This window comes from Streptomyces massasporeus (genome assembly GCF_014648995.1).
Lineage (GTDB): Bacteria > Actinomycetota > Actinomycetes > Streptomycetales > Streptomycetaceae > Streptomyces > Streptomyces massasporeus.
Genome location: NZ_BMSE01000014.1, coordinates 218,803 through 239,057, shown reverse-complemented (window position 1 = coordinate 239,057; position 20,255 = coordinate 218,803). Strand labels below are relative to the sequence as shown.

Sequence of the window (20,255 nt, the reverse complement as noted above, 5' to 3'; positions counted from 1 at the left end):
ACCATCACAGCAGGTGAGAGCCGCACGTCCCCAAGGTCGAGTGCCCACCCAAGTTGCTTCGGGACGAAAAGGTCGTGGGTTCAAATCCCGCCACCCCGACAGTGAAAAACCAGATCTGGGCCTGATCCACTCGGTGGATCAGGCCCTGACGGGTTTCTGGGGATGTTGGGAAGGGGCGGTCCGGGCGGGTCGCCCGGGCGGCTCGCGTCGCAGGTGCAGCTGTGCTGTTCTGGAAACAGCCGCAGGAGGCGACTCCAATGCATCGCAGCTGGGCCACTGCGTTCGTACCCTCTCGGTCGCCCGCCCCGACCGGAGCGGGTGGGACGTTGCTGCCCACCCGGGATCTCGCGGCCGGCTGGTTCCTCGTCGTCCTGATCGCGGTGCCCGCCTGGGCGCTGACCATCGGGCAGGCCCGGGACATGGGGGTCGAACCCGGCACCATGGGGATGGCGCTGCCCCTGTTCCTGCTGCTCTGGGTGACGATGATGGCGGCCATGATGCTGCCCTCCATGGCACCGGTGGCCATCACCTGGGTGCGAGGTGTCGGGAGGCAGTCCTCCGGCTGGGCCCGGGCCGCCCGCACCATCGAGTTCGTGGGCGGATATCTGCTGGTGTGGACGGCCTTCGGACTGTTCGCCTACGGGGCCCTGGCCCTCACCGGCGACCTGGTGGACGACCATCCGACCGCCGGACGCTGGATCGGCTCGATCGCCTTCCTGCTCGCGGGCCTGTACCAACTCGGCCCTCTCAAGCACGTCTGCCTGCGGCACTGCCGCGACCCCCTGGGCCACCTGGTGCGCTACGCCGGCTTCCGGCGACCGGCCCGCGACCTGCGGGTGGGCGTCCACCACGGCGCCTACTGCGCCGGCTGCTGCGCCGGGCTGATGGTCGTCCTCGTACCCCTCGGCGTGATGAACGTGGCGGCGATGGCCGGACTGGCCTTGGTGATCTTCGCGGAGAAGCTGTGGTCCCGCGGCTGGCTTCTCTCCGGCATCGTGGGCGTCGCCTTCCTCGTCCTGGCCCTGCTCGCACCGTTTCAAGACTGGCTGCTGCCGGGGCTGCAGGGCTCGATGCCGGCCATGGACGGCATGTGATCCCGTGTATCCCGTGTATCCCGTGTCCCACCCCGCTCACACCGTCACCGAGGCGCCAGGCGCGCGATTGCCGACGTGGATCGGTTTCCCGCCCGGGACGTGAGGTGCAAGCTGGAGGGGAGGCCACCCTCCCGGTCCCGGGAGCGGGCTCGGGATACGCGGTCTCGCCACTCCGAGTGAGCTCCTTCGGGCTCGGCAGGAGGGAAGCGAGATGACAGAACAGGCCACCACCGGTACACGCTGGCACCTGGCCGGCGACTGGTTCGACGTGTGCAAGTGCGCCATACCCTGCCCCTGCACCTTCGCGCAGCCCCCGACCTACGGCGACTGCGAAGGCGTACTGGTCTGGCACATTCGGAAGGGCAACTTCGGCGACGTACGACTCGACGATCTCAACGTCCTGATGCTCGGCTCCTTCGAGGGCAACCCGTGGACCGGCACGCACACCGATCCGTACGCCGCCGTCTTCCTCGACGAACGCGCCGACGACGAGCAGCGGGCCGCACTCGGAGCCGTCTTCGGCGGTGAGGCAGGAGGATGGCCGGCCCAGTTCGGGGAGATGTTCCACCCCGAGATGCGTGGCATGGACATCGCGCCCATCGTCGTGGAGATCGACGAGGACCTTGCCACCTGGCGAGCCGAGATCCCGGGTCGTGTCACGGCGAGCGCCGAGGCTCTCACCGGGCCGACCACGCCGAACGGCGCTCGCGTCCAGGTCCACAACGCCCCGGGTGCCGAGGTGGGGCCGGGCCAGGTCGCCACGTGGGGCCGGGCCACCGTCGACCGCGCCGACGCATTCGGCTTCTCCTGGGAACGCTCCGGCAAGTCGAGCAAGCACTTCCCGTTCGACTGGAGCGGCCCTGACTGAGGAGGCGGCCGAGCTGGGCCATGTGCTCTGGGCAGTGGGCAAAGGGCAAAGGGCAAAGGGCTACGACAGCAGCCCGGCCAGCGTCCCCGCCAACGTGAGGGTCAGGAAAGCCGCGCCCCACGTCATCGCCTGGCGTATGCGGCGGTGCTTGACGTGGGTGGCGCGGGTCAGGAGTTGGGGTGGGGTGTCGGTCGTCGGGGCCGGCTGGGGCCTGGTCGCCAGGCTCAGGAGGACCAGGGACGGGGCGCAGGCCGCGCAGCCCGTCCAGAGGAGGAGCTGGGGGATCGTGGCGTACTGGGTGGGGGTGATGACGCCCACGGTGATCGCGGTGAGGAGAGCGGCCAGGGCCGCGCCCAGGGTGGCCAGGGTCAGGTTGGCCCGGTGGTCGGCCTTCGCCAGTTCCTCGCGGGCCGCCTCGGGCAGGAGCGGCCGGTCGAGTTCCGCGGTGTGGCCGCCTCGGAGTGTGGTCATGGGTGCCCCTCGCTGATCAGCGGTTCCTTGCGAGTACCCCAACAGGTCGGTGTCATAACGCAGTTCAGGTGTTCCACGTCTCGTCGTACGGGTCGTGCGGAGTGGGGACCGGCCTCGCGGTCGTCACCTCCAGGTACGGGATCGGGCCGTCGTTGACCGGGTCCTTCGTGCGGCGGGGTGTGTAGGTGCCGGTGATCTCCAGCCATGTGTCCGGGCGCAGGACGGGAGGGACGTTGCCCGTCAGGGCTATCTTGACCGGCTGGGCGTCCGCCGCGCAGCAGTTGAGGCCCATGCGGACCAGGTAGGGGGCGCCCTCGCGGTCCAGGGTGACGAAACCGGTGATCTTCAGCTCGCGGTCGCGCAGGGCACGGCCGTCGTCGTAGATCGCGCGGCCGGCGTAGTCGACCACGGCGAGGTGGAGGGGGGCGTCGCCGGTGGGGAGGGCCGGGAAGCCGAAGGGTTTGGTCAGGGCCGTGCCGGTGTGGGTCGCGCTGTAGGAGCCCAGGGCCGGCGGGGCGACCAGGATCAGGGCGAGGACCGGGAGCGTGAGGAGCCAGGAGACGCGGGGTTCTCGGTGGTGGTCGTGGACGGGGGTGCCTCCGTCGTGGGTCGAGGCGCCTCGGCGGTCGTACCAGAGGGTTGCCGCCGCCGTGACGATCAGGACCACGCCCGCCAGGAGGACTAGGGGGCGCAGGCCCTCCTTGACGTAGCGCAGGTAGAGGTCGGTGGTGCCGGCGTGCAGGAGGGTCGCGCCGAGCAGGAAGAGGAGGGCCGTCTGGGCCAGGCGGTTCACAGCAGGACCGTTCCGGTCAGGGCCGATACGACGACGGCCAGGGCGAAGGTCGCGGGGGCGAAGCGCAGGGCGAAGGCGCGGCCGAAGGTGCCCGCCTGCATCGCGAAGAGCTTCAGGTCGATCATCGGGCCGACGACCAGGAACGTCAGACGGGCCGTCAGCGAGAACTGGGTCAGGGACGCCGCCACGAACGCGTCCGCCTCCGAGCAGATGGAGAGCAGCACGGCCAGGGCCGCGAGGAACAGGACCGACAGCACGGGATGACCGGCCGCGACGCCCAGCCAGTCCGCCGGGACCACCGCCTTCAGGGTCGCCGCGGCCATCGCGCCGACCACCAGGAAGCCGCCCGCGTGCGTCACGTCATGGCGGACCGAGCCCCAGAAGGCCGCGCCCTTGCTCTGTCCCTCGTACGACGCGCGGGCCGGGGGACGCAGCCAGTCCGTGCGGCCGAGGCGGTGCCAGAGCCAGCCCATCGAGCAGGCCACGAGCAGGCTGGCGACGAAACGGGCCAGGACCATCCCGGGGTTGCCGGGGAACGCCACGGCCGTCGCCGTCAGCACGATGGGGTTGATGGCGGGCGCCGAGAGGAGGAAGGCCAGGGCCGCCGCCGGTGTGACGCCTCGGCGGACCAGGGCGCCGGCCACCGGCACCGACGCGCACTCGCAGCCGGGCAGTACCGCGCCCGCCGCGCCGGCGACCGGGACCGCCAGCGCCGGGTGCTTCGGCAGGGCCCGGGCGAAGAACGACGGCGGTACGAACACCGCGATCGCCGCCGACAGCAGCACGCCGAGCACCAGGAACGGCAGTGCCTGGACCATGACCGCGACGAACACCGTCATCCAGCTCTGCATCACCGGTGCGGCCAGGGCCCCGCGGATCGGGTCCTGGAACATCACCGCCGTCAGCAGCAAAAGGGTCAGGAGGAGCGGGGAGTTGAGATGCCGGGCCTCCTCTTGCTCGCGGCCGTCCGGCGCGGTGTCCCCAGGCTCGGCACCCCCGCCGTCGGCGTCCCCGCGCTCGGCGCCGTCCTGCGGGGCGGTCTTCGTGATGGCCACGGGCCCGGTACCTCCGGTGGTGCGCGAGGGCATTGCCCCATTCCCTCCCCTTGCGTACGGACAGCGGCGGCCGGGCGTTCACGCCCCACCGTCCCCTTCTGGAACCGGCCGTCCCGGTGAGGCAGTCTTCTCCTCGTGGGGAGCGTTCCGAACCAAGGCCAGCCGAGTGATCCGGCCACGCACATGATCGTGTGCGGTGACGACGGGCTCGCGCACCGGCTGGCCGCCGAACTCCGAGGTGTCTACGCCGAGCAGGTCACGCTCGTCGTGCCGCCCTCCGGGAGACGGGTGCGCCAGCCCGTGGTCGGACGGGCCCGGGCCGCCTCGGCGGCACTGCTCGACCGGGTCGTGAACGCGGCCGTCAACCGGACCGGCACGAGCGGTGAAGCGGCCTCGAACGAGCAGGTCGTGGAGGCTCCGGAGATCACCGAGGCCGTCCTCACGGAGGTGGGCGCCGACCGGGCGGCGGCCCTGGCGCTCGTCTACGACGACGACGAGACCAACATCCGGGCCGCCCTCACCGCCCGCCGGCTCAACCCCCGCATCCGCCTCGTACTCCGGCTCTACAACCGGCGGTTGGGGCAGCACATCGAGGAACTGCTGGACCAGACCGCGGCCGTGGCCTCCGGGGACGGGCAGGGAGCGGGCCTCGACGCGTCGACGACGGTGCTGTCCGACGCCGACACGGCCGCTCCCGCGTTGGCCGCCACCGCCCTCGTGGGCACCAGCAAGGTCGTCCAGACGGAAGGGCTCGTGCTGCGCGCGGTGGAACGGCAGCCGCCGCGGCCGGGCGAGGTGGCCGACCCGGGGCTGTGCACCCTGGCCCTGCTGTCCGCGACGAGCAACGACCCGGCCGGTGCGGACGGTTCCGAGGGCAGCGGGGAGCACGGGCCGCATCTGCTGCCGGACGAGGCGGCGGTGGGGGCGGCGACCGGGCGCGGGACCGTCGTCCTGGAGCAGGTGTCGTACTCCGGGCCGTCCCTGCCCGCCGGGCGGGGAGGTGTGCCGCCGTTCGCCTCGCTGTTCTCGCGGCGGCTGCGGTGGTCGCTGGCCGGGTTGGTGGCCTGTGTGCTGGCGCTCGCCGTGGGGTTGATGATCGTGACCGGTGAGAATCCGCTGTACGCCACGTACGTGACGCTGCTCGATCTCTTCGGCATCAACGATCCCGCCTTCCACGAGTCGACCGCGCGTCAGGTGCTGCAACTGCTGTCCGGGCTGGTGGGGTTGCTGCTGTTGCCGGTGCTGCTGGCCGCGGTGCTGGAGGCACTGGGCACGTTCCGCAGCGCGTCCGCGCTGCGGAAGCCGCCGCGTGGGCTCGGCGGCCATGTGGTGCTGCTCGGGCTCGGCAAGATCGGGACGCGGGTGTTGACGCGGCTGCGTGAGCTGCACATTCCCGTGGTGTGCGTGGAGTCCGATCCGGACGCGCGCGGGATGGCCACGGCGCGGCGGCTGCGGGTGCCGGTGGTGCTCGGGGACGTCACGCAGGAAGGGGTCCTGGAGGCCGCGAAGATCCACCGCGCCCATGCGCTGCTGGCGCTGACCAGCGCGGACACGACGAATCTGGAGGCCTCGCTGTACGCCCGGTCCGTACGGCCCGATCTGCGGGTCGTGCTGCGGCTGTACGACGACGACTTCGCGACGGCCGTGTACCGCACGCTGCGGGCCGCGCACCCGTTCGCCCTCACGCGCAGCCGGAGTGTGTCGCATCTGGCCGCGCCCGCGTTCGCCGGGGCGATGATGGGGCGGCAGATCCTGGGGGCGATCCCGGTGGAGCGGCGGGTTCTGCTGTTCGCGGAGGTGGATGTGGCCGGGCATCCGCAGTTGGAGGGGCGGACGGTCGGGGAGGCGTTCCGGGCCGGGGCGTGGCGGGTGCTGGCGCTCAATACGTCACCTCCTGGGCGGCGGCGGAGTGAGGGGGAGAGCGGGGAAGAGGACAGCGCGCCGGCCTCGGGGCTGGTGTGGGATCTGCCTCCTACGTATGTGCTGGGGGCCGGTGACCGGGTGGTGCTGGCGGCGACGCGGCGAGGGTTGGCGGAGTTGCTGGGGCGGAGGAGACGGGATCGGGCGGGGGCGTAGACGCCGAGCGGGTCCTGCGCTGCCCGGCGTCACGAGATGCCCGGCGGTGCACTCGGTGACGCCGAGCGGGTCCTGCGCTGCCCGGCGTCACGAGATGCTCGGCGGTGCACTCAGGCCGGGGCGTTGCGCAACCCGGCGCAGCGGGGTGCCGCCCGCGCCCACCGTGCCGCCCCAGGCGGCACGCATGCCCGCGGTTCACGGACGTCGGCTCAAATGCCTCTCCGCGAACTCCAGCTCCAACCGGACCTGCTTGATCCGTTCGTCCACGACCAGGGAGCCGTGACCGGCGTCGTACCGGTACACCTCGTGCACCGCGCCTCTCGTCTCCAGGCGCTTGACGTAGTTCTCGATCTGGCGGATCGGGCAGCGGGGGTCGTTGACACCGGCCGAAATGTAGACCGGGGCCTTGACCTGGTCGACGTAGGTGAGGGGGGAGGACGCCTCGAAGCGGTCGGGGACCTCCTCGGGGGTGCCGCCGAGGAGCGTGCGGTCCATCGCCTTCAGCGCTTCCATCTCGTCGTGGTACGCCGTGACGTAGTCGGCGACGGGCACCGCCGCGATGCCGAGCGTCCACGCGTCCGGCTGGACGCCGAGGCCGAGCAGGGTGAGGTAGCCGCCCCAGGAGCCGCCGGTGAGGATCAGACGGTCGGGGTCGGCGAGGCCGGAGGTGACGGCCCACTCGCGGACCGCGGCGATGTCCTCCAGCTCGATGAGACCGACACGGTGCTTGAGAGCGTCCGTCCAGGCACGGCCGTAGCCCGTGGAACCGCGGTAGTTGACACGGATCACCGCGTAGCCGTGGTCGACCCAGGCCGCCGGGCCCGCCGCGAAGGAGTCGCTGTCGTGCCAGGTGGGGCCGCCGTGGATGTCGAAGACCGTGGGGAGCGGGCCGGTCACGCCCTGCGGCTTCTGCACGAGGGCGTGGATGCGGCCTCCCGGGCCCTCCACCCACACGTCCTCCACCGGCACCGAGCCGGGTGACTTCATGCCGGGCGGGTCGAGCACGACACCGCCCGTCGTGGAGCGCACCGCCGACGGCTCGGCCGACGAGGACCACAGGAACTCCACGCTGCCGTCGGGCCGGGCCGTCGCACCGGACACCGTGCCCTTCGGGGTGGGGATCTCCGACAGGGTGCGGCCGGCCAGGTCGTAGCGGAACAGCTCGCTGCGGGCCTCGAAGCTGTGCGCGATGAGCAGGCCGCTGCCGTCCGGGTACCACTCGGCACTGACGTCGCCCGGCAGCTCCAGCGCCAGGTCCGTCTCCTCGCCGGTGGCCACGTCCCACACCAGGGGCTCCCAGCGGCCGCGGCGCTGGTGGCCGATGAGCAGGCGCGTGTCGCCGTCGACGGGGGCGAAGCCGAGGACCTCCAGGCCCAGCTCGCGGGTGCCGCCCTCGGTGTCGTCGAGGTCGGCGACGGCCGTGCCGTCGGGGCGCAGGACGCGCAGCGCCGAGTGCATCGCGTCGCCGTGCTCGGTGTGCTCGAGGGCGATGAGCGAGCCGTCGTGGGAGAGGTCGCCGACGCCGGCCGACTCGCGGTGCCGGTAGATCTCCACCGGGTCCTCGCCGGTGCGCACGAGGTGGATGGTCGTGCCGTCCTCGTCCGTGGAACGGCCCACGACCGCCGTACGCCCGTCACGGCCGAGAGCGAGGCCGGCCGGGTAGGAGGCGTCCAGGCCCGCGGCGGCCGGTTCGTCCGCGCCGCCCGTGAAGGGCTGGCGGCGCCACACGCCGAACTCGTCGCCGTCCTTGTCGTCGAACCACCAGATCCACGCGCCGTCCGGGGACAGCACGCCGTCCGTCGTGCCGTTCGGCCGGTCCGTCACCTGGCGCTGCTCGCCTGTCGACCGGTCCCAGGCGTACAGCTCGTACGTCCCGGTCGCGTTCGAGACGAACAGGGAGTGGTCCGGCGCGTCCTCCGCCCAGTCGGGCAGGGACACCCGGGGCGCCCGAAAGCGCTTCTCCCAGTCCGGCATCCGCTCCTGCCGTCCCGCCTGTACCACTTGCTCGTGCTGGTCCCGCTGATCCCGCGCGTCGGACCCGTTGCTCTCAGTCATGGCCCCATACTGCCCGCCCCGGCCGACAATTCGCTGGCGGGGTCCCCAGCCTGTGGATAACCTCCACCGGTCCCCCCTCCGAGCAGGTCAGGAGCCGCACCCTTGTACTCCCCCACCCCGGCCGACTGGAACGAGGCCAACCGCGCCCACTGGGACGAGCGGGTGCCGCTGCACGTGGCCGGTGATTTCTACGATCTGGACGCCTTCCGGGCCGGTCAGGACCCCCTGCGGGACTTCGAGCTCGCCGAGGTGGGCGATGTCGGTAATCGCTCTCTGCTGCATCTGCAGTGCCACATCGGCCTCGACACGCTGTCCTGGGCCCGGCACGGCGCCGCCCGCGTCGTCGGTCTCGACTTCTCCGAACCCGCCGTCGACCTGGCCCGCGGGCTCGCGCGCGACCTCGGCCTCGGCCCGGACCGGGCGGCGTTCGTCGCGGCGGACGTGTACGACGCGACGGCCGCGGTCCCGGACCCGTCGTACGACATCGTGTACACGGGCGTCGGCGCGCTGTGCTGGCTGCCCGACATCGGGCGCTGGGCGGAGACCGTCGCGGCGCTCGTGGCCCCCGGCGGGTTCCTCTACCTCTGCGAGTTCCACCCGCTCACCGACGTCCTCGACGACGAGACCGGCTCGCGGATCACGCATGACTACTTCGCCCGGGACGCCTGGGTCGAAGAGAGCGCGGGGTCGTACGCGGCCGAGGGCGCCGAGTTCACGCACAGCCGGCGGGTCGAGTGGCAGCATCCGGTGGGCGAGGTCGTCTCGGCGCTCGCGGCGGCCGGGCTGCGGATCGAGTTCCTGCACGAGCACGACGTGTCGCTGTTCCGGCGGTTCGGGAGCTTCGAGCGGCGGGACGGCTACTTCCGCTTTCCGCAGGGCCGGCCGCGGATTCCGTTGATGTACTCGATCCGGGCCCGCAAGGACTGAGCCTCGGCCGGGGCGTTCGCGCAGGCTTCTGGCCCGTGCCGTCGAGCCCCCGGCGGGCCGGGAGCACCTGACCGAGCGGTACTGAGCGGCACGGCGTCCGGAACCGCCCGACGCCCCCGCCCCGTTGCCGACCCCGCAGCCGGGCCCTGCCCGGCACCCCCGTACCGTGGGGGTGTGTACCGGTTTCTGCTGACGCCCCGATGGTGGGGGATCAACGTCTTCGTGCTGTTGTCCATCCCCTTCTGCATCTTCATGGGGTCCTGGCAGCTGGGCCGGTTCGAGGACCGCGTGCAGGATCACCAGGCCGCGACCGAGCAGGTGTCCGAGGCCCGGCACGAGGCGCCCCGGCCGCTGAAGGACATGCTGCCGGTGGACAAGGCGACGTCCGGGAAGCTGGTCACCGCGAGCGGGACGTACGGCAAGCAGCTGCTGGTGCCCGGGCGGGAGCTCGACGGCAGGCAGGGTTTCTACGTGCTGACGCTGCTGCGGACCGGCTCGGGTGAGGCGCTGCCGGTGGTACGGGGCTGGCTGCCCGGTTCCGCCGACAAGGCGAAGGTTCCCGCTGCCCCGGCCGGTGAGGTCACGGTCATCGGTGCGCTGCAGGCGTCGGAGACGCCGGGGGACAACGGCGTCGTCGCGCAGGGCGGGCTGCCGGCCGGGCAGACCGCGGCGATCAGCGCGGCGTCGTTGGTGAACCTGGTGCCGTACGACGTGTACGACGCGTGGGTCACGCTGGCGAAGGGCGACTCGGGCATGAAGGCCGTGCCGGCCGCCGCGCCGCCGGACTCGGGGCTGGACCTGAAGGCCTTCCAGAACCTGGGTTACACGGCCGAGTGGTTCGCCTTCGTGGGGTTCGTGATCTTCATGTGGTTCCGGCTGCTGCGGCGCGAGGTGGAGTCCGTACGCGACGCGGAGCTGGGGCTGGTGGCGGACGAGGAGCCCGTCGCCGTGGACGCCGCGGTGAAGTGAGCGGCGTCCGGGCGGCCGTGGCCCGTGGGTCCGACGTGGAGTGAGGGCGTCTCAGCCCGGGCCGGGTGGGTGCGCGGCCCGGCGTAGCGGGGTGCCGCTCTCCTTGGGACGGGCGCCGCCCTCAGCGGGACGCATGCCCGCAACCGAGGGGGCGCGACACGCATGCCCACAGCTGAGGGCGTTACGCGCCCGCCAGCACGCCCGTCCAGTACACCGTCCCCGCGCACGCGTTGGACACCGTCACCGACGTCGCGCCCGAGCCCGTGACCGGGGTGTACGTCACGGCCACGCTGCCGTCGACCGTGCCGTCCTCCCTGACGAGCTGGGGGGCCGTGCCGGTGTCGCCGCCGGTGGAGGTGCCGCCCGTGGCCGCCGGGTCGTCCGACGGGGTGGGGTCGGGGGTGGGGTCGGGGCCGCCGACGCTGCCGCCGGGGGTGGGGCAGGTCTCGGAGGGGACCCAGGCGAACTTCACGTCGTAGCCGATGCCCGGCTGGAGGACCAGCTGGGCGGCCTCCAGGGAGGGGTCGGGCAGCAGACCGGCCGCCGCGTCGCCCGCGGCGTGCCGGGCCGAGCCGACCTTGCTCATGTCGGCGGCGCCCTGCGGCAGCGCGGCTACCGAGCCGGGGCCGGTGACCGTGCAGGCCGCGCCGGAGACGTTGATGACGCGGAAGGAGCCGGAGACCGCGCCCGTGGAGTCGGGGGCGTTGCTGCTTCCGGAGGCGGGGCCGAGCTGGGCCGGGGTGCACGCCGGGGTACCGGCGGCGGTGGTGGAGGAGGGGCCGGCGCCCTGGGACGCGCCCGTGGAGGCGCCGGATCCCTTGCCCTTGTCCTTCTCCTTCTTGTCGCCCTTGTCCTTGCCCTCGGCCTTGCCGGAGGAGCCGCCCGCGGTGCTCTCGCCGCCGTCCGGGCCCTTGCCCTGGCTCGCGCCGCCCTGGGTCTCGGAGGCGTGTCCGGCGACGGACGGGTTGGCGTCGGAGCCGGTGGCGTTGGAGACGTGCACCAGGGCGGGGATGGCGGTGCCGATGAAGAGCGCGGCGGCGGCCATGCCGACGACGGCCTGCCGCTTGCGGGTCCGCCGCTGCGGTACCGCCTTGCGGAGGTAGTCCAGGGTGCCGTCGCGCGGTTCCACCTCCTGCACCACCTGGTGCAGCATCCTGCGCAGGTCCAGCTCGTCCGAGTCGAACCCGTCGGGGCTCTGGTCGTCGGGGCCGTGGTTCACAGTTCCGTTCCCAGCGTGCGATTGCTTCGGATCTTGCCCGTGGAGCCTGGTCGGCGCCTGTCGCTCGTCGAGGCGCTCGGCGGGCTCGGGGCGGTCGCGCCCGTTGCCGCCCGTGCCGTTGCCGTCACTCATGCCGGCGCCTCCATGGCGATCCGGAGCGCCGCGATACCGCGCGAGCCATAGGCCTTGACCGAGCCCAGCGATATGCCGAGCGTCTCGGCGACCTGCGCCTCGGTCATGTCCGCGAAGTAGCGCAGCACCAGCACCTCGCGCTGGCGGCGCTGCAGCCCCTTCATCGCCTTGATGAGGGAGTCGCGCTCCAGCTGGTCGTAGGCACCTTCCTCGGCGCTGGCCATGTCGGGCATGGGCTTCGACAGCAGCTTCAGGCCGAGTATGCGGCGGCGCAGCGCGGAGCGCGAGAGGTTGACGACGGTCTGGCGCAGGTACGCCAGGGTCTTCTCGGGGTCGCGCACCCGCTTGCGGGCGGAGTGGACACGGATGAAGGCCTCCTGGACGACGTCCTCGCAGGAGGCGGTGTCGTCGAGGAGGAGCGCGGCGAGACCCAGCAGCGAGCGGTAGTGCGCCCGGTAGGTCTCGGTGAGGTGGTCGACGGTGGTGCCGGCCGCGAGGCCGTCCTCCGCGCCGTCGCGCTGACTGGGGATGCGGGCCGGCCGCGCTGCGGGCACGGGCGCGATCACCGGCATGCCACCGGGCGTACCGGCCATGCGGGGTCGTAGAGCCGCCGGACGGGGCGGTCGAAGGACCGTGCCGCGTGCCGCGCTGAAGTCGAGTACCTCTGCCACGCTTGTTTGACACGCTGACCCCCGTGAGGGTTGTACGTGCCGGGCGTCACTTTCACGCCGACCGTCGCCGTCGACGGTCTACCCGCGTCAGGCAGCACAACCGATGGTGCATCAAATGCCCTCATGCGTCCCGCTCTTCCCCTATGTCCAAATATGAACGGACGTCCCCACGCCCGGTTCCAGGCGTCCCCACGCCTGATGAAGCGCTCCCACGGCCGAAGGGCGACCGCAAAGACGCTCCCCGCCCTCCGCACGGTTGCGGAGGACGGGGAGATAAATCCTCTGATGCCGAAGCGCCACGAACAAGTGGTCCGGACCATGGACCGGCTCACATGTCGTGCACAGATCCTACAAACCGTCTCTGACATCGGTCTGGGGGTTTCCGCGCCGCGAAACTTCACGAAACCCGGGCGACCACCCGGTCAGGACCGCTCCGCCTCGTCAGGACAGCTCGGCCGCGACCACCTCGGCGATCTGCGCGGTGTTGAGCGCGGAACCCTTGCGCAGGTTGTCCCCGCACACGAACAGTTCGAGCGCCGTGGGGTCGTCCAGCGCCCGCCGGACCCGCCCGACCCAGGTCGGGTCGGTGCCGACCACGTCGGCGGGGGTCGGGAACTCCCCCGCGGCCGGGTTGTCGAACAGCACGACCCCGGGCGCCGTGGCGAGGATCTCGCGCGCCTTGTCGACGGTGACCTCGCCCTCGAAACGGGCGTGCACGGTCAGGGAGTGGGTGGTGATCACCGGCACCCGGACACAGGTGACGGCCACGGGGAGGTTCGGCAGGCCGAGGATCTTGCGGGACTCGTCCCGCACCTTCAGCTCCTCCGAGGACCAGCCGTCCTCCTGCGCCGTGCCGGCCCACGGCACGACGTTCAGCGCGACCGGCTCCGGGAACGGTCCGGTGTGGTCCCCGACGGCCCGGCGTACGTCGCCGGGGTGGGTGCCCAGTTCCGTGCCGGCGACCAGGGACAGCTGCCGGCGCAGGGTCTCCACACCGGTGCGCCCGGCGCCGCTGACGGCCTGGTACGAGGAGGCGACCAGCGCGCGCAACCCGAACTCGGCGTGCAGCGCGCCCAGGGCGACGATCATGGAGAGGGTCGTGCAGCTGGGGTTGGCGATGATCCCGCGGGGCCGCATCCGCACGGCGTGCGGGTTGACCTCGGGCACGACGAGCGGCACGTCCGGATCCATCCGGAACACGCCGGAGTTGTCGACGACCACCGCGCCCTTGGCGGCGGCGACGGGCGCCCACCGCTCGGCGACCTCGTCGGGGACGTCGAACATGGCGACGTCGACCCCGTCGAAGGCCTCCTCGGTGAGCGCGAGGACCTCGGTCTCCTCGCCGCGCACGGTCAGTTTGCGGCCGACGGAGCGCGGGGAGGCGATGAGCCGGATCTCGCCCCAGATGTCCGCCCGCTGGGACAGGATCCGGAGCATGACCGTGCCGACGGCACCGGTCGCCCCCACCACGGCAAGCGTCGGACGCCCGGACCGTACGGTCCGGGCGTCCTGTCGGAGATCGGCCATCAGCGGCCGGTGCCTCCGTAGACGACTGCCTCGTCGCTGTCGGAGTCGAGCCCGAACGCGGAGTGCACGGCGCGGACGGCCTCGGGGACGTCGTCGGCGCGGGTGACGACCGAGATGCGGATCTCGGAGGTCGAGATCAGCTCGATGTTCACGCCGGCGTCGGACAGGGCCGTGAAGAAGTCGGCCGTGACGCCCGGGTTGGTCTTCATGCCGGCGCCGACGAGGGAGATCTTGCCGATCTGGTCGTCGTAGCGCAGCGAGTCGAAGCCGATGCCGGACTTGTTCTTCTCGAGCGCGTCGATGGCCTTGCGGCCCTCGGTCTTCGGCAGCGTGAAGGAGATGTCCGTCAGGCCCGTGGAGGCCGCGGACACGTTCTGCACGACCATGTCGATGTTGATCTCGGCGTCGGCGATCGTGCGGAAGATCGAGGCCGCCTCGCCCGGCTTGTCCGGCACGCCGACGACCGTGACCTTGGCCTCGGAGGTGTCGTGCGCGACACCGGAGATGAGAGCCTGCTCCACCTGCTTTTCCCCTTGCTGTGTCGTGCGAACGACTGGCTCGCTGCTGACCCACGTGCCCTGAAGTCCGCTGAAGCTGGACCGGACGTGGATCGGGATGTTGTACCGGCGGGCGTACTCCACACAGCGGTGGAGCAGCACCTTCGACCCGGAAGCCGCCAGTTCGAGCATGTCCTCGAAGGAGATCCAGTCGATCTTCCGGGCCTTCTTCACCACGCGCGGGTCGGCGGTGAAGACGCCGTCGACGTCGGTGTAGATCTCACAGACGTCGGCGTCGAGGGCGGCGGCGAGAGCCACCGCCGTGGTGTCGGAGCCGCCACGGCCGAGCGTGGTGATGTCCTTGGTGTCCTGGGAGACACCCTGGAAACCGGCCACGATCGCGATGTTGCCCTCGTCCACCGAGGTCTTGATCCGGCCCGGCGTGACGTCGATGATCCGGGCCTTGTTGTGGACCGAGTCGGTGATGACACCCGCCTGGCTGCCGGTGAACGACTGGGCCTCGTGGCCCAGCTTTTTGATCGCCATGGCCAGCAGGGCCATGGAGATCCGCTCTCCGGCGGTCAGCAGCATGTCGAGCTCGCGCCCGGCAGGCATCGGGGAAACCTGCTCGGCGAGATCGATCAGCTCGTCCGTCGTGTCGCCCATCGCGGAAACCACGGCAACCACCTGGTTGCCGTTCTGCTTCGCTTCCACGATTCGCTTGGCGACGCGCTTGATGCCCTCGGCATCGGCTACGGAGGAGCCTCCGTACTTCTGCACGACAAGGCCCACGTGCGCTCCTCGCTCAATCCGTCTCTATCCGCTCATACGCATTCGTACCGCGGTCGGCTCAGTCTAACGAGCGTCCGAAAAACCCCTCCGCGATATCGCATGGTGAGATCTCGGGCCGCCCGTCCAGAGTCGCTCATGCCCATCTGGGCACCGGCCACTCGGGAAAGTGCCCGGCGTCACAATCGCACGAGCCGCGGCCCCGATCACACAACTTTCAAGCACTAGGGTTCGGCTGTGCGCGTACTCCTGGTGGAAGACGATGAACCGGTCGCCGAGTCCCTGCGCCGTGGCCTCAGGCGCTACGGCTTCGAGGTCGAGTGGGTCACCACGGGCGGGGCGGCTCTCGAGCACGAGGGTCCGTACGACGTCGTCCTGCTGGACCTCGGCCTGCCCGACACCGACGGGCTGGACGTCTGCAAGGCGCTGCGCGAGCGGGGCGACGTCCCGATCATCGTGATCAGCGCCCGCAGCGACGAGACCGACCGGGTGGTCGGGCTGGAGCTCGGTGCGGACGACTACGTCTCCAAGCCGTTCGGCGTCCGTGAGGTCATCGCGCGGATAAGGGCGGTCATGCGCCGCACGCGGCCCCGCACCCCCGCCGGGACGCCCGACGCCGGCCCCGACCGCTACGGCACCCGCCTGACGATCGACCGCAAGGCGGCCCGGGTACGCCTGGACGGCGAGGAGGTCGCCCTCGCGCCCAAGGAGTACGACCTGCTGGCCTTCCTCACCGAGGAGCCCGGGGCGCTGATGTCGCGCGAGCAGATCATGGAAGCGGTCTGGGACGCGAACTGGTTCGGGCCGACGAAGACGCTGGACGTGCACGTGGCGGCGCTGCGGCGCAAGCTCGCGGGGGCGGTCACGATCGAGGCGGTGCGCGGGGTCGGCTTCCGGCTGGAGATCGCGAAGGACGCCGACGGGGACGGCACCACCTCATGATCCGCCAGCTCGTCCGCAGCTACGTCCTGCTCGTCGCCGTCGCCATCGCGCTGTTCACCGTGCCGGTGGCGTTCACGCTCACGGACCAGCTGCGGGACGACACCCGGTCGGCCGTCATGCGCGAGGCCGACGCCATGGCCCTGCTGCTGGGCGACGGCCGGGCCGCCTCCTGCCAGGCCCTGGAGGAGATGGCCAAGGCCTACGACGACGAGATTCAGGTGACCCGCACCGCGGGTTGCCCGGCGGACCTGCCGCACCCGGCGGCGGACGCGGCACTGACCCGCGCGCTGGAGGACGGCAGGCCCACGACCGACTGGGGCTCCTCCTTCATCTGGGGCCCCGAGCTGGTGATCACGGTGCCCGCCCGCGCGGCCGGCACGGACCGGATCACCGGCGCCGTACGCATCGTGTACTCCACCGACGAGATGACCAGCCGGCTCTGGCAGATCTGGGGCTTCCGAGCGGTCCTCGCCGTGCTCGTGCTCGGGGTGGCCGCCCTGCTCGGCGTCGGGGTGGCCCGGCGCCTCACCCGCCCGCTGCGTCAGCTCAACGACATGGCCAGCAAGTTCAGCGACGGCGATCTGACCGCCCGCTCCCCCGTGACGGGCCCGCCCGAGACCCAGACCCTGGCGCGCACCCTCAACCAGGGCGCGGAACGGCTGGACACCCTGATCGCGGCCCAGCGCATCTTCGTCGCGGACGCCTCTCACCAACTGCGCACCCCGCTCACGGCGTTGCGGCTGTCCCTGGACAACATCGCCGACGGGACGGACGACGAGTTCGTACGGGAGGACGTGGAGCAGGCGACGGCGGAGGTCGTCCGGATGAGCCGGCTGGTCAGCGGGCTGCTGGTGCTGGCCCGGGCCGAGGCGAAGGTGACGGCGGCCGAGCCGCTCCCGCTGATGGACATCGTGCGGGAACGGCTCGCCGTGTGGAGACCGGCCGCCGACGAGCGCGGAGTCACCATCGCGCTCAGGGGGAGTATCGACGGCCGGCCGTCTGTGCTGGCCGGCCCCGGTCATCTGGACCAGATGCTGGACAACGTGCTCTCCAACGCCCTGGAGGTCTCGCCCGACGGCGGGACGATCACCGTGCGGGTGGAGCCCCGGGGCGATGTGGTGGGGGTGTCGGTCCTGGACGAGGGGCCCGGCATGTCGGACACCGAGAAGTCCCGCGCCTTCGACCGCTTCTGGCGCGGCCAGGGCCTGACCGGCAAGTCCGGCTCCGGCCTCGGTCTGGCCGTCGTCAGACAGCTGGCGACGGACGACGGCGGGACCGTGACGCTGACGGACACGCCCGGTGGTGGCCTGTGCGTGACGATCACGCTGCGGGCGTCCCACCGGGGCGGCGGCTGAACCGGCTCAGCCCTGCGGCATCTTCGAGGAGTGGTGGTTCACGATGAGCCACGTGCCGTTCGGCTGCTTCTCGTAGGCGTAGGTGTAGCGGGCCTTGACGGTGCTCTTCTCGCCCGTGCCGTGGTCGGTGAGCACGAACTCGTAGACGCCGGTGTCGATGACGGTGTCGCGGTCGAGGACGTTGACGACGGACTCGACCTTCGTGCCGACCGGCTTGTTCCGCAGGAAGTGCTCGAAGTAGTCGACGATCCCGGCTCTGTCCGTACGCACCTGGTTGGAGACGGTCGGCAGCAGGACCGCGTCCTTCGCGTACAGGTCGGCGACCTTGTCCGGGTCACCGGTCCGCAGCGCGGCGTTCCAGCGGTCGAAGAGTCCGAGCACCTGCCCCTTGGTCACCGGCTTGGCGTGCTTGTTGCCCCTGCCCTGGGAATCGGCTCCGGCGACCCCGGCGCCGAGGGCGAGGGTGCCGGCGACCAGGACTGCGGTGGCGGCGACGGCTATGCGCCGGCGGACGGGGCGACGGTCCATGACATCTCCAGTGAGATCGAAGGGAGTCGGCTTGCCTCCGCGTTCTTCGCGGTGGACGTGACTCCAGCCTCGCGTTTCACCGGTTAGGGGCCGTGCAGCCCACGTACAGCGCACATACAAGGAGCCTCCAAATCCGGCGGCACGGCAGAGGGCCGGGCGCTACCGTCTGGGCATGGAGATACTGCGCTACGTGGCGTTCAGCACGGATCCCAAAGGTGGCAACCCGGCCGGGGTGGTGCTCGACGCGAGCGGCGCCGACGACGCGCTGATGCTGGCGACGGCGGCCGAAGTCGGCTACTCGGAGACGGCGTTCGTGGTGGACCCCGGCGACGGCACCCTGGACGTCCGGTACTTCAGCCCGCTGGCCGAGGTGTCGTTCTGCGGCCACGCGACGATCGCCACGGCCGTGGCCCACGCGGAGCGGCACGGCACCGGCCGGCTGCACCTGCGCACCCAGGCCGGCCCGGTCACCGTCACCACGGACCGGGCGGCGGACGGCACCCTCGTGGCGACCCTGGTGAGCGTCGCCCCGCGCACGGTCCCCCTCGAAGAGGCCGACTTCGGCGAACTGCTGGCGATCCTCGGCTGGTCCACCGAGGACCTGGACCCGCTGCTGCCGCCCCGGGTGGCCTTCGGCGGTGCCTGGCACCCGGTCATCGCCACCGCGAGCCGGGACCGGCTGGCGGACCTGGACTACGACATGGCCGCGCTCGGCGACCTCATGGCCCGCCGGGACTGGACCACGATCGACCTGGTCTGGCGCGAGTCACCCACCGTCTTCCACGCCCGCAACCCGTTCCCGCCCGGCGGCGTGACCGAGGACCCGGCGACGGGAGCGGCGGCGGCGGCGTTCGGCGGCTACCTGAGGGAGCTCGAACTCGTGCCGAACCCCGCGACCCTGACGATCCATCAGGGTGTGGACATGGGACGGCCGAGCCTGATCACCGTGACGGTGCCGGCGGACCCGCACAGCGGAATCGGCGTCACCGGCACGGCCGTTCGGATCTGACCGGCTACTTCGCCGGGCGCAGCCCCAGAGGCCCCGCGATCTCCTCGGCCATGACCCGGCCCGCCTCGATCTCCAGCGTGTCGTCACCCATGCCCTGGTCCGTGTCCAGGCCGTCGAGTTCGGCGAGGGGCTGGTTGAGGCGGACGTGAGCGAGGACCGACTGCAGGGCCCGGAGGGTGGCCGAGGCCGTGGAGCCCCAGTTGGAGAAGTAGGAGAACTGCCACCACCACAGGGCCTCGCTGGTGCGGCCCGCGCGGTAGTGGGACATGCCGTGGCGCAGGTCGGCCATGACGTCGGCCAGGTCGTCGGAGATCCGGGCCGGCACGGGCGCCTTGCGGGGCTCGTAGGGGTCGAAGACCTCGGAGTAGACGTCGATCGGGTCCAGCAGGCGGGCCAGGTTCTCGCGGAGCGCGTCGACGTCCGGCTCGGGGCCCGAGTCGGGCTCGTAGCGCTCGTCGGGCACGATGTCCTCGTGCGCGCCGAGCCGGCCGCCGGCCAGGAGGAGTTGGGAGACCTCCAGGAGGAGGAAGGGCACGGCCGATTCCGGCTCGTCGCCCTTGGCGACCTCCGTGACGGCGACCAGGAAGCTCTCGATCTGGTCCGCGATCTGGACCACGAAATCGTCCGGGTTCTGGTTGGTCGCGTGCAGCGTGGCGTCAGACATCTAGGAGTCGTCTCCCCTCGAAGGCGCGTCCGAGCGTGACCTCGTCCGCGTATTCCAGGTCCCCACCCACCGGGAGGCCGCTGGCCAGGCGGGTGACCTTCAGGCCCATGGGCTTGATCATGCGGGCGAGGTACGTCGCCGTCGCCTCGCCCTCCAGGTTCGGGTCCGTGGCGAGGATCAGCTCGGTGACCGTGCCGTCGGCGAGCCTGGCCAGGAGCTCCCTGATGCGCAGGTCGTCGGGGCCCACCCCGTCGATCGGGCTGATCGCGCCGCCCAGGACGTGGTAGCGGCCCCGGAACTCACGCGTGCGCTCGATCGCCACGACGTCCTTCGGCTCCTCGACCACGCAGATGACGGCCGGGTCGCGGCGGGTGTCGCGGCAGATGTTGCACAGCTCCTCCTGCGCGACGTTGCCGCAGGTCGCGCAGAAGCGGACCTTCGCCTTGACCTCCATCAGGGCCTGCGCGAGACGCCGTACGTCCGTCGGCTCGGCCTGCAGGATGTGGAAGGCGATCCGCTGGGCGCTCTTCGGACCGACGCCGGGCAGCCGCCCCAGCTCGTCGATCAGGTCCTGGACCACGCCTTCGTACAACGGACTGCCCTTCCTGGGTCTT

19 protein-coding genes are annotated in these 20,255 nt (G+C 71.6%); 8 read left to right on the top strand and 11 right to left on the bottom strand.

All coding sequences use genetic code 11. The features are described from left to right. Positions 1-257 precede the first annotated feature (257 nt). Together IE153_RS28020 and IE153_RS28015 are read left to right on the top strand one after the other, a co-directional pair. Positions 258-1,094: a DUF2182 domain-containing protein gene (locus tag IE153_RS28020; RefSeq protein ID WP_189592558.1), complete on the top strand. Its 837-nt coding sequence runs from the start codon at positions 258-260 to the stop codon at positions 1,092-1,094. Positions 1,095-1,305: 211 nt separating this feature from the next. Further along, positions 1,306-1,962, top strand: coding sequence for a DUF1326 domain-containing protein (locus IE153_RS28015; RefSeq protein ID WP_189592557.1), 657 nt, complete (start codon positions 1,306-1,308; stop codon positions 1,960-1,962). Between the two features lie 60 nt (positions 1,963-2,022). Here IE153_RS28015 and IE153_RS28010 read toward each other — a convergent pair whose 3' ends face one another. The 3 genes from IE153_RS28010 to IE153_RS28000 form a co-directional block, all read right to left on the bottom strand. Then, complete coding sequence (locus IE153_RS28010) at positions 2,023-2,433, bottom strand: Pycsar system effector family protein (protein ID WP_189592556.1); 411 nt, start codon at positions 2,431-2,433, stop codon at positions 2,023-2,025. Positions 2,434-2,497: 64 nt separating this feature from the next. After that, the gene (locus IE153_RS28005; protein ID WP_189592555.1) at positions 2,498-3,226 is read right to left on the bottom strand and encodes a TIGR03943 family putative permease subunit; all 729 of its coding nucleotides are present in this window, start codon (positions 3,224-3,226) and stop codon (positions 2,498-2,500) included. Further along, positions 3,223-4,281, bottom strand: coding sequence for a permease (locus IE153_RS28000; RefSeq protein WP_229829203.1), 1,059 nt, complete (start codon positions 4,279-4,281; stop codon positions 3,223-3,225). Before IE153_RS28000 ends, IE153_RS28005 begins: the two co-directional genes overlap by 4 nt. A 183-nt stretch (positions 4,282-4,464) precedes the next feature. On the opposite strand from IE153_RS28000, the gene IE153_RS27995 reads away from it, so the two are divergent. Further along, entirely contained in the window at positions 4,465-6,357 is a 1,893-nt protein-coding gene (locus IE153_RS27995; RefSeq protein WP_189592579.1) for a potassium channel family protein, read from the top strand. A gap of 195 nt (positions 6,358-6,552) precedes the next feature. Here the strand turns inward: IE153_RS27995 and IE153_RS27990 are convergent, their stop codons facing one another. Next, entirely contained in the window at positions 6,553-8,412 is a 1,860-nt protein-coding gene (locus IE153_RS27990; protein ID WP_189592553.1) for a S9 family peptidase, read from the bottom strand. A gap of 102 nt (positions 8,413-8,514) precedes the next feature. Here IE153_RS27990 and IE153_RS27985 point away from each other — a divergent pair, with 102 nt between their 5' ends. After that, positions 8,515-9,339: a class I SAM-dependent methyltransferase gene (locus tag IE153_RS27985; protein WP_189592552.1), complete on the top strand. Its 825-nt coding sequence runs from the start codon at positions 8,515-8,517 to the stop codon at positions 9,337-9,339. A gap of 174 nt (positions 9,340-9,513) precedes the next feature. Continuing rightward, positions 9,514-10,308 carry an SURF1 family protein gene (locus tag IE153_RS27980; RefSeq protein WP_189592551.1) on the top strand — a complete coding sequence of 265 codons (795 nt, stop codon included), beginning with the start codon at positions 9,514-9,516 and terminating at the stop codon, positions 10,306-10,308. A gap of 181 nt (positions 10,309-10,489) precedes the next feature. Here IE153_RS27980 and IE153_RS27975 read toward each other — a convergent pair whose 3' ends face one another. The 4 genes from IE153_RS27975 to IE153_RS27960 form a co-directional block, all read right to left on the bottom strand. Then, positions 10,490-11,527, bottom strand: coding sequence for a hypothetical protein (locus IE153_RS27975; RefSeq protein ID WP_189592578.1), 1,038 nt, complete (start codon positions 11,525-11,527; stop codon positions 10,490-10,492). Between the two features lie 128 nt (positions 11,528-11,655). Next, the gene (locus IE153_RS27970) at positions 11,656-12,231 is read right to left on the bottom strand and encodes a SigE family RNA polymerase sigma factor (RefSeq protein ID WP_142161321.1); all 576 of its coding nucleotides are present in this window, start codon (positions 12,229-12,231) and stop codon (positions 11,656-11,658) included. Positions 12,232-12,771: 540 nt separating this feature from the next. Further along, a complete protein-coding gene (locus tag IE153_RS27965; protein ID WP_189592550.1) occupies positions 12,772-13,857 on the bottom strand; it encodes an aspartate-semialdehyde dehydrogenase in 1,086 nt (361 codons plus the stop codon). After that, positions 13,857-15,146 (bottom strand): aspartate kinase, encoded by a 1,290-nt coding sequence (locus tag IE153_RS27960; protein WP_185012288.1) that lies wholly within the window; start codon positions 15,144-15,146, stop codon positions 13,857-13,859. Before IE153_RS27960 ends, IE153_RS27965 begins: the two co-directional genes overlap by 1 nt. A 234-nt stretch (positions 15,147-15,380) precedes the next feature. Here IE153_RS27960 and IE153_RS27955 point away from each other — a divergent pair, with 234 nt between their 5' ends. Next, positions 15,381-16,085 carry a response regulator transcription factor gene (locus IE153_RS27955; RefSeq protein WP_189592549.1) on the top strand — a complete coding sequence of 235 codons (705 nt, stop codon included), beginning with the start codon at positions 15,381-15,383 and terminating at the stop codon, positions 16,083-16,085. Next, positions 16,082-17,440 (top strand): sensor histidine kinase, encoded by a 1,359-nt coding sequence (locus IE153_RS27950; RefSeq protein WP_189592548.1) that lies wholly within the window; start codon positions 16,082-16,084, stop codon positions 17,438-17,440. The genes IE153_RS27955 and IE153_RS27950 overlap by 4 nt, the downstream gene beginning before the upstream one ends. A gap of 6 nt (positions 17,441-17,446) precedes the next feature. Here the strand turns inward: IE153_RS27950 and IE153_RS27945 are convergent, their stop codons facing one another. Then, positions 17,447-17,968 (bottom strand): SgcJ/EcaC family oxidoreductase, encoded by a 522-nt coding sequence (locus IE153_RS27945; RefSeq protein WP_189592547.1) that lies wholly within the window; start codon positions 17,966-17,968, stop codon positions 17,447-17,449. Between the two features lie 172 nt (positions 17,969-18,140). On the opposite strand from IE153_RS27945, the gene IE153_RS27940 reads away from it, so the two are divergent. Next, positions 18,141-18,977, top strand: a complete 837-nt coding sequence (locus IE153_RS27940) for a PhzF family phenazine biosynthesis protein (RefSeq protein WP_189592546.1) — start codon at positions 18,141-18,143, stop codon at positions 18,975-18,977. Between the two features lie 4 nt (positions 18,978-18,981). Here IE153_RS27940 and IE153_RS27935 read toward each other — a convergent pair whose 3' ends face one another. After that, positions 18,982-19,641, bottom strand: coding sequence for a DUF5063 domain-containing protein (locus IE153_RS27935; RefSeq protein WP_189592545.1), 660 nt, complete (start codon positions 19,639-19,641; stop codon positions 18,982-18,984). Then, the gene (gene recR, locus IE153_RS27930; protein WP_003991835.1) at positions 19,634-20,233 is read right to left on the bottom strand and encodes a recombination mediator RecR; all 600 of its coding nucleotides are present in this window, start codon (positions 20,231-20,233) and stop codon (positions 19,634-19,636) included. The genes IE153_RS27935 and recR overlap by 8 nt, the downstream gene beginning before the upstream one ends. Positions 20,234-20,255: the final 22 nt, after the last annotated feature.

Excerpts from the sequence above, each read along its gene's own strand:
- IE153_RS28020 (WP_189592558.1), top strand. The coding sequence starts at position 258 with ATGCATCGCAGCTGGGCCACTGCGTTCGTACCCTCTCGGTCGCCCGCC.
- IE153_RS28015 (WP_189592557.1), top strand. The coding sequence starts at position 1,306 with ATGACAGAACAGGCCACCACCGGTACACGCTGGCACCTGGCCGGCGAC.
- IE153_RS28010 (WP_189592556.1), bottom strand. The coding sequence starts at position 2,433 with ATGACCACACTCCGAGGCGGCCACACCGCGGAACTCGACCGGCCGCTC.
- IE153_RS27995 (WP_189592579.1), top strand. The coding sequence starts at position 4,465 with ATGATCGTGTGCGGTGACGACGGGCTCGCGCACCGGCTGGCCGCCGAA.
- IE153_RS27990 (WP_189592553.1), bottom strand. The coding sequence starts at position 8,412 with ATGACTGAGAGCAACGGGTCCGACGCGCGGGATCAGCGGGACCAGCAC.
- IE153_RS27970 (WP_142161321.1), bottom strand. The coding sequence starts at position 12,231 with ATGCCGGTGATCGCGCCCGTGCCCGCAGCGCGGCCGGCCCGCATCCCC.
- IE153_RS27965 (WP_189592550.1), bottom strand. The coding sequence starts at position 13,857 with ATGGCCGATCTCCGACAGGACGCCCGGACCGTACGGTCCGGGCGTCCG.
- IE153_RS27950 (WP_189592548.1), top strand. The coding sequence starts at position 16,082 with ATGATCCGCCAGCTCGTCCGCAGCTACGTCCTGCTCGTCGCCGTCGCC.
- IE153_RS27945 (WP_189592547.1), bottom strand. The coding sequence starts at position 17,968 with ATGGACCGTCGCCCCGTCCGCCGGCGCATAGCCGTCGCCGCCACCGCA.
- IE153_RS27940 (WP_189592546.1), top strand. The coding sequence starts at position 18,141 with ATGGAGATACTGCGCTACGTGGCGTTCAGCACGGATCCCAAAGGTGGC.
- IE153_RS27935 (WP_189592545.1), bottom strand. The coding sequence starts at position 19,641 with ATGTCTGACGCCACGCTGCACGCGACCAACCAGAACCCGGACGATTTC.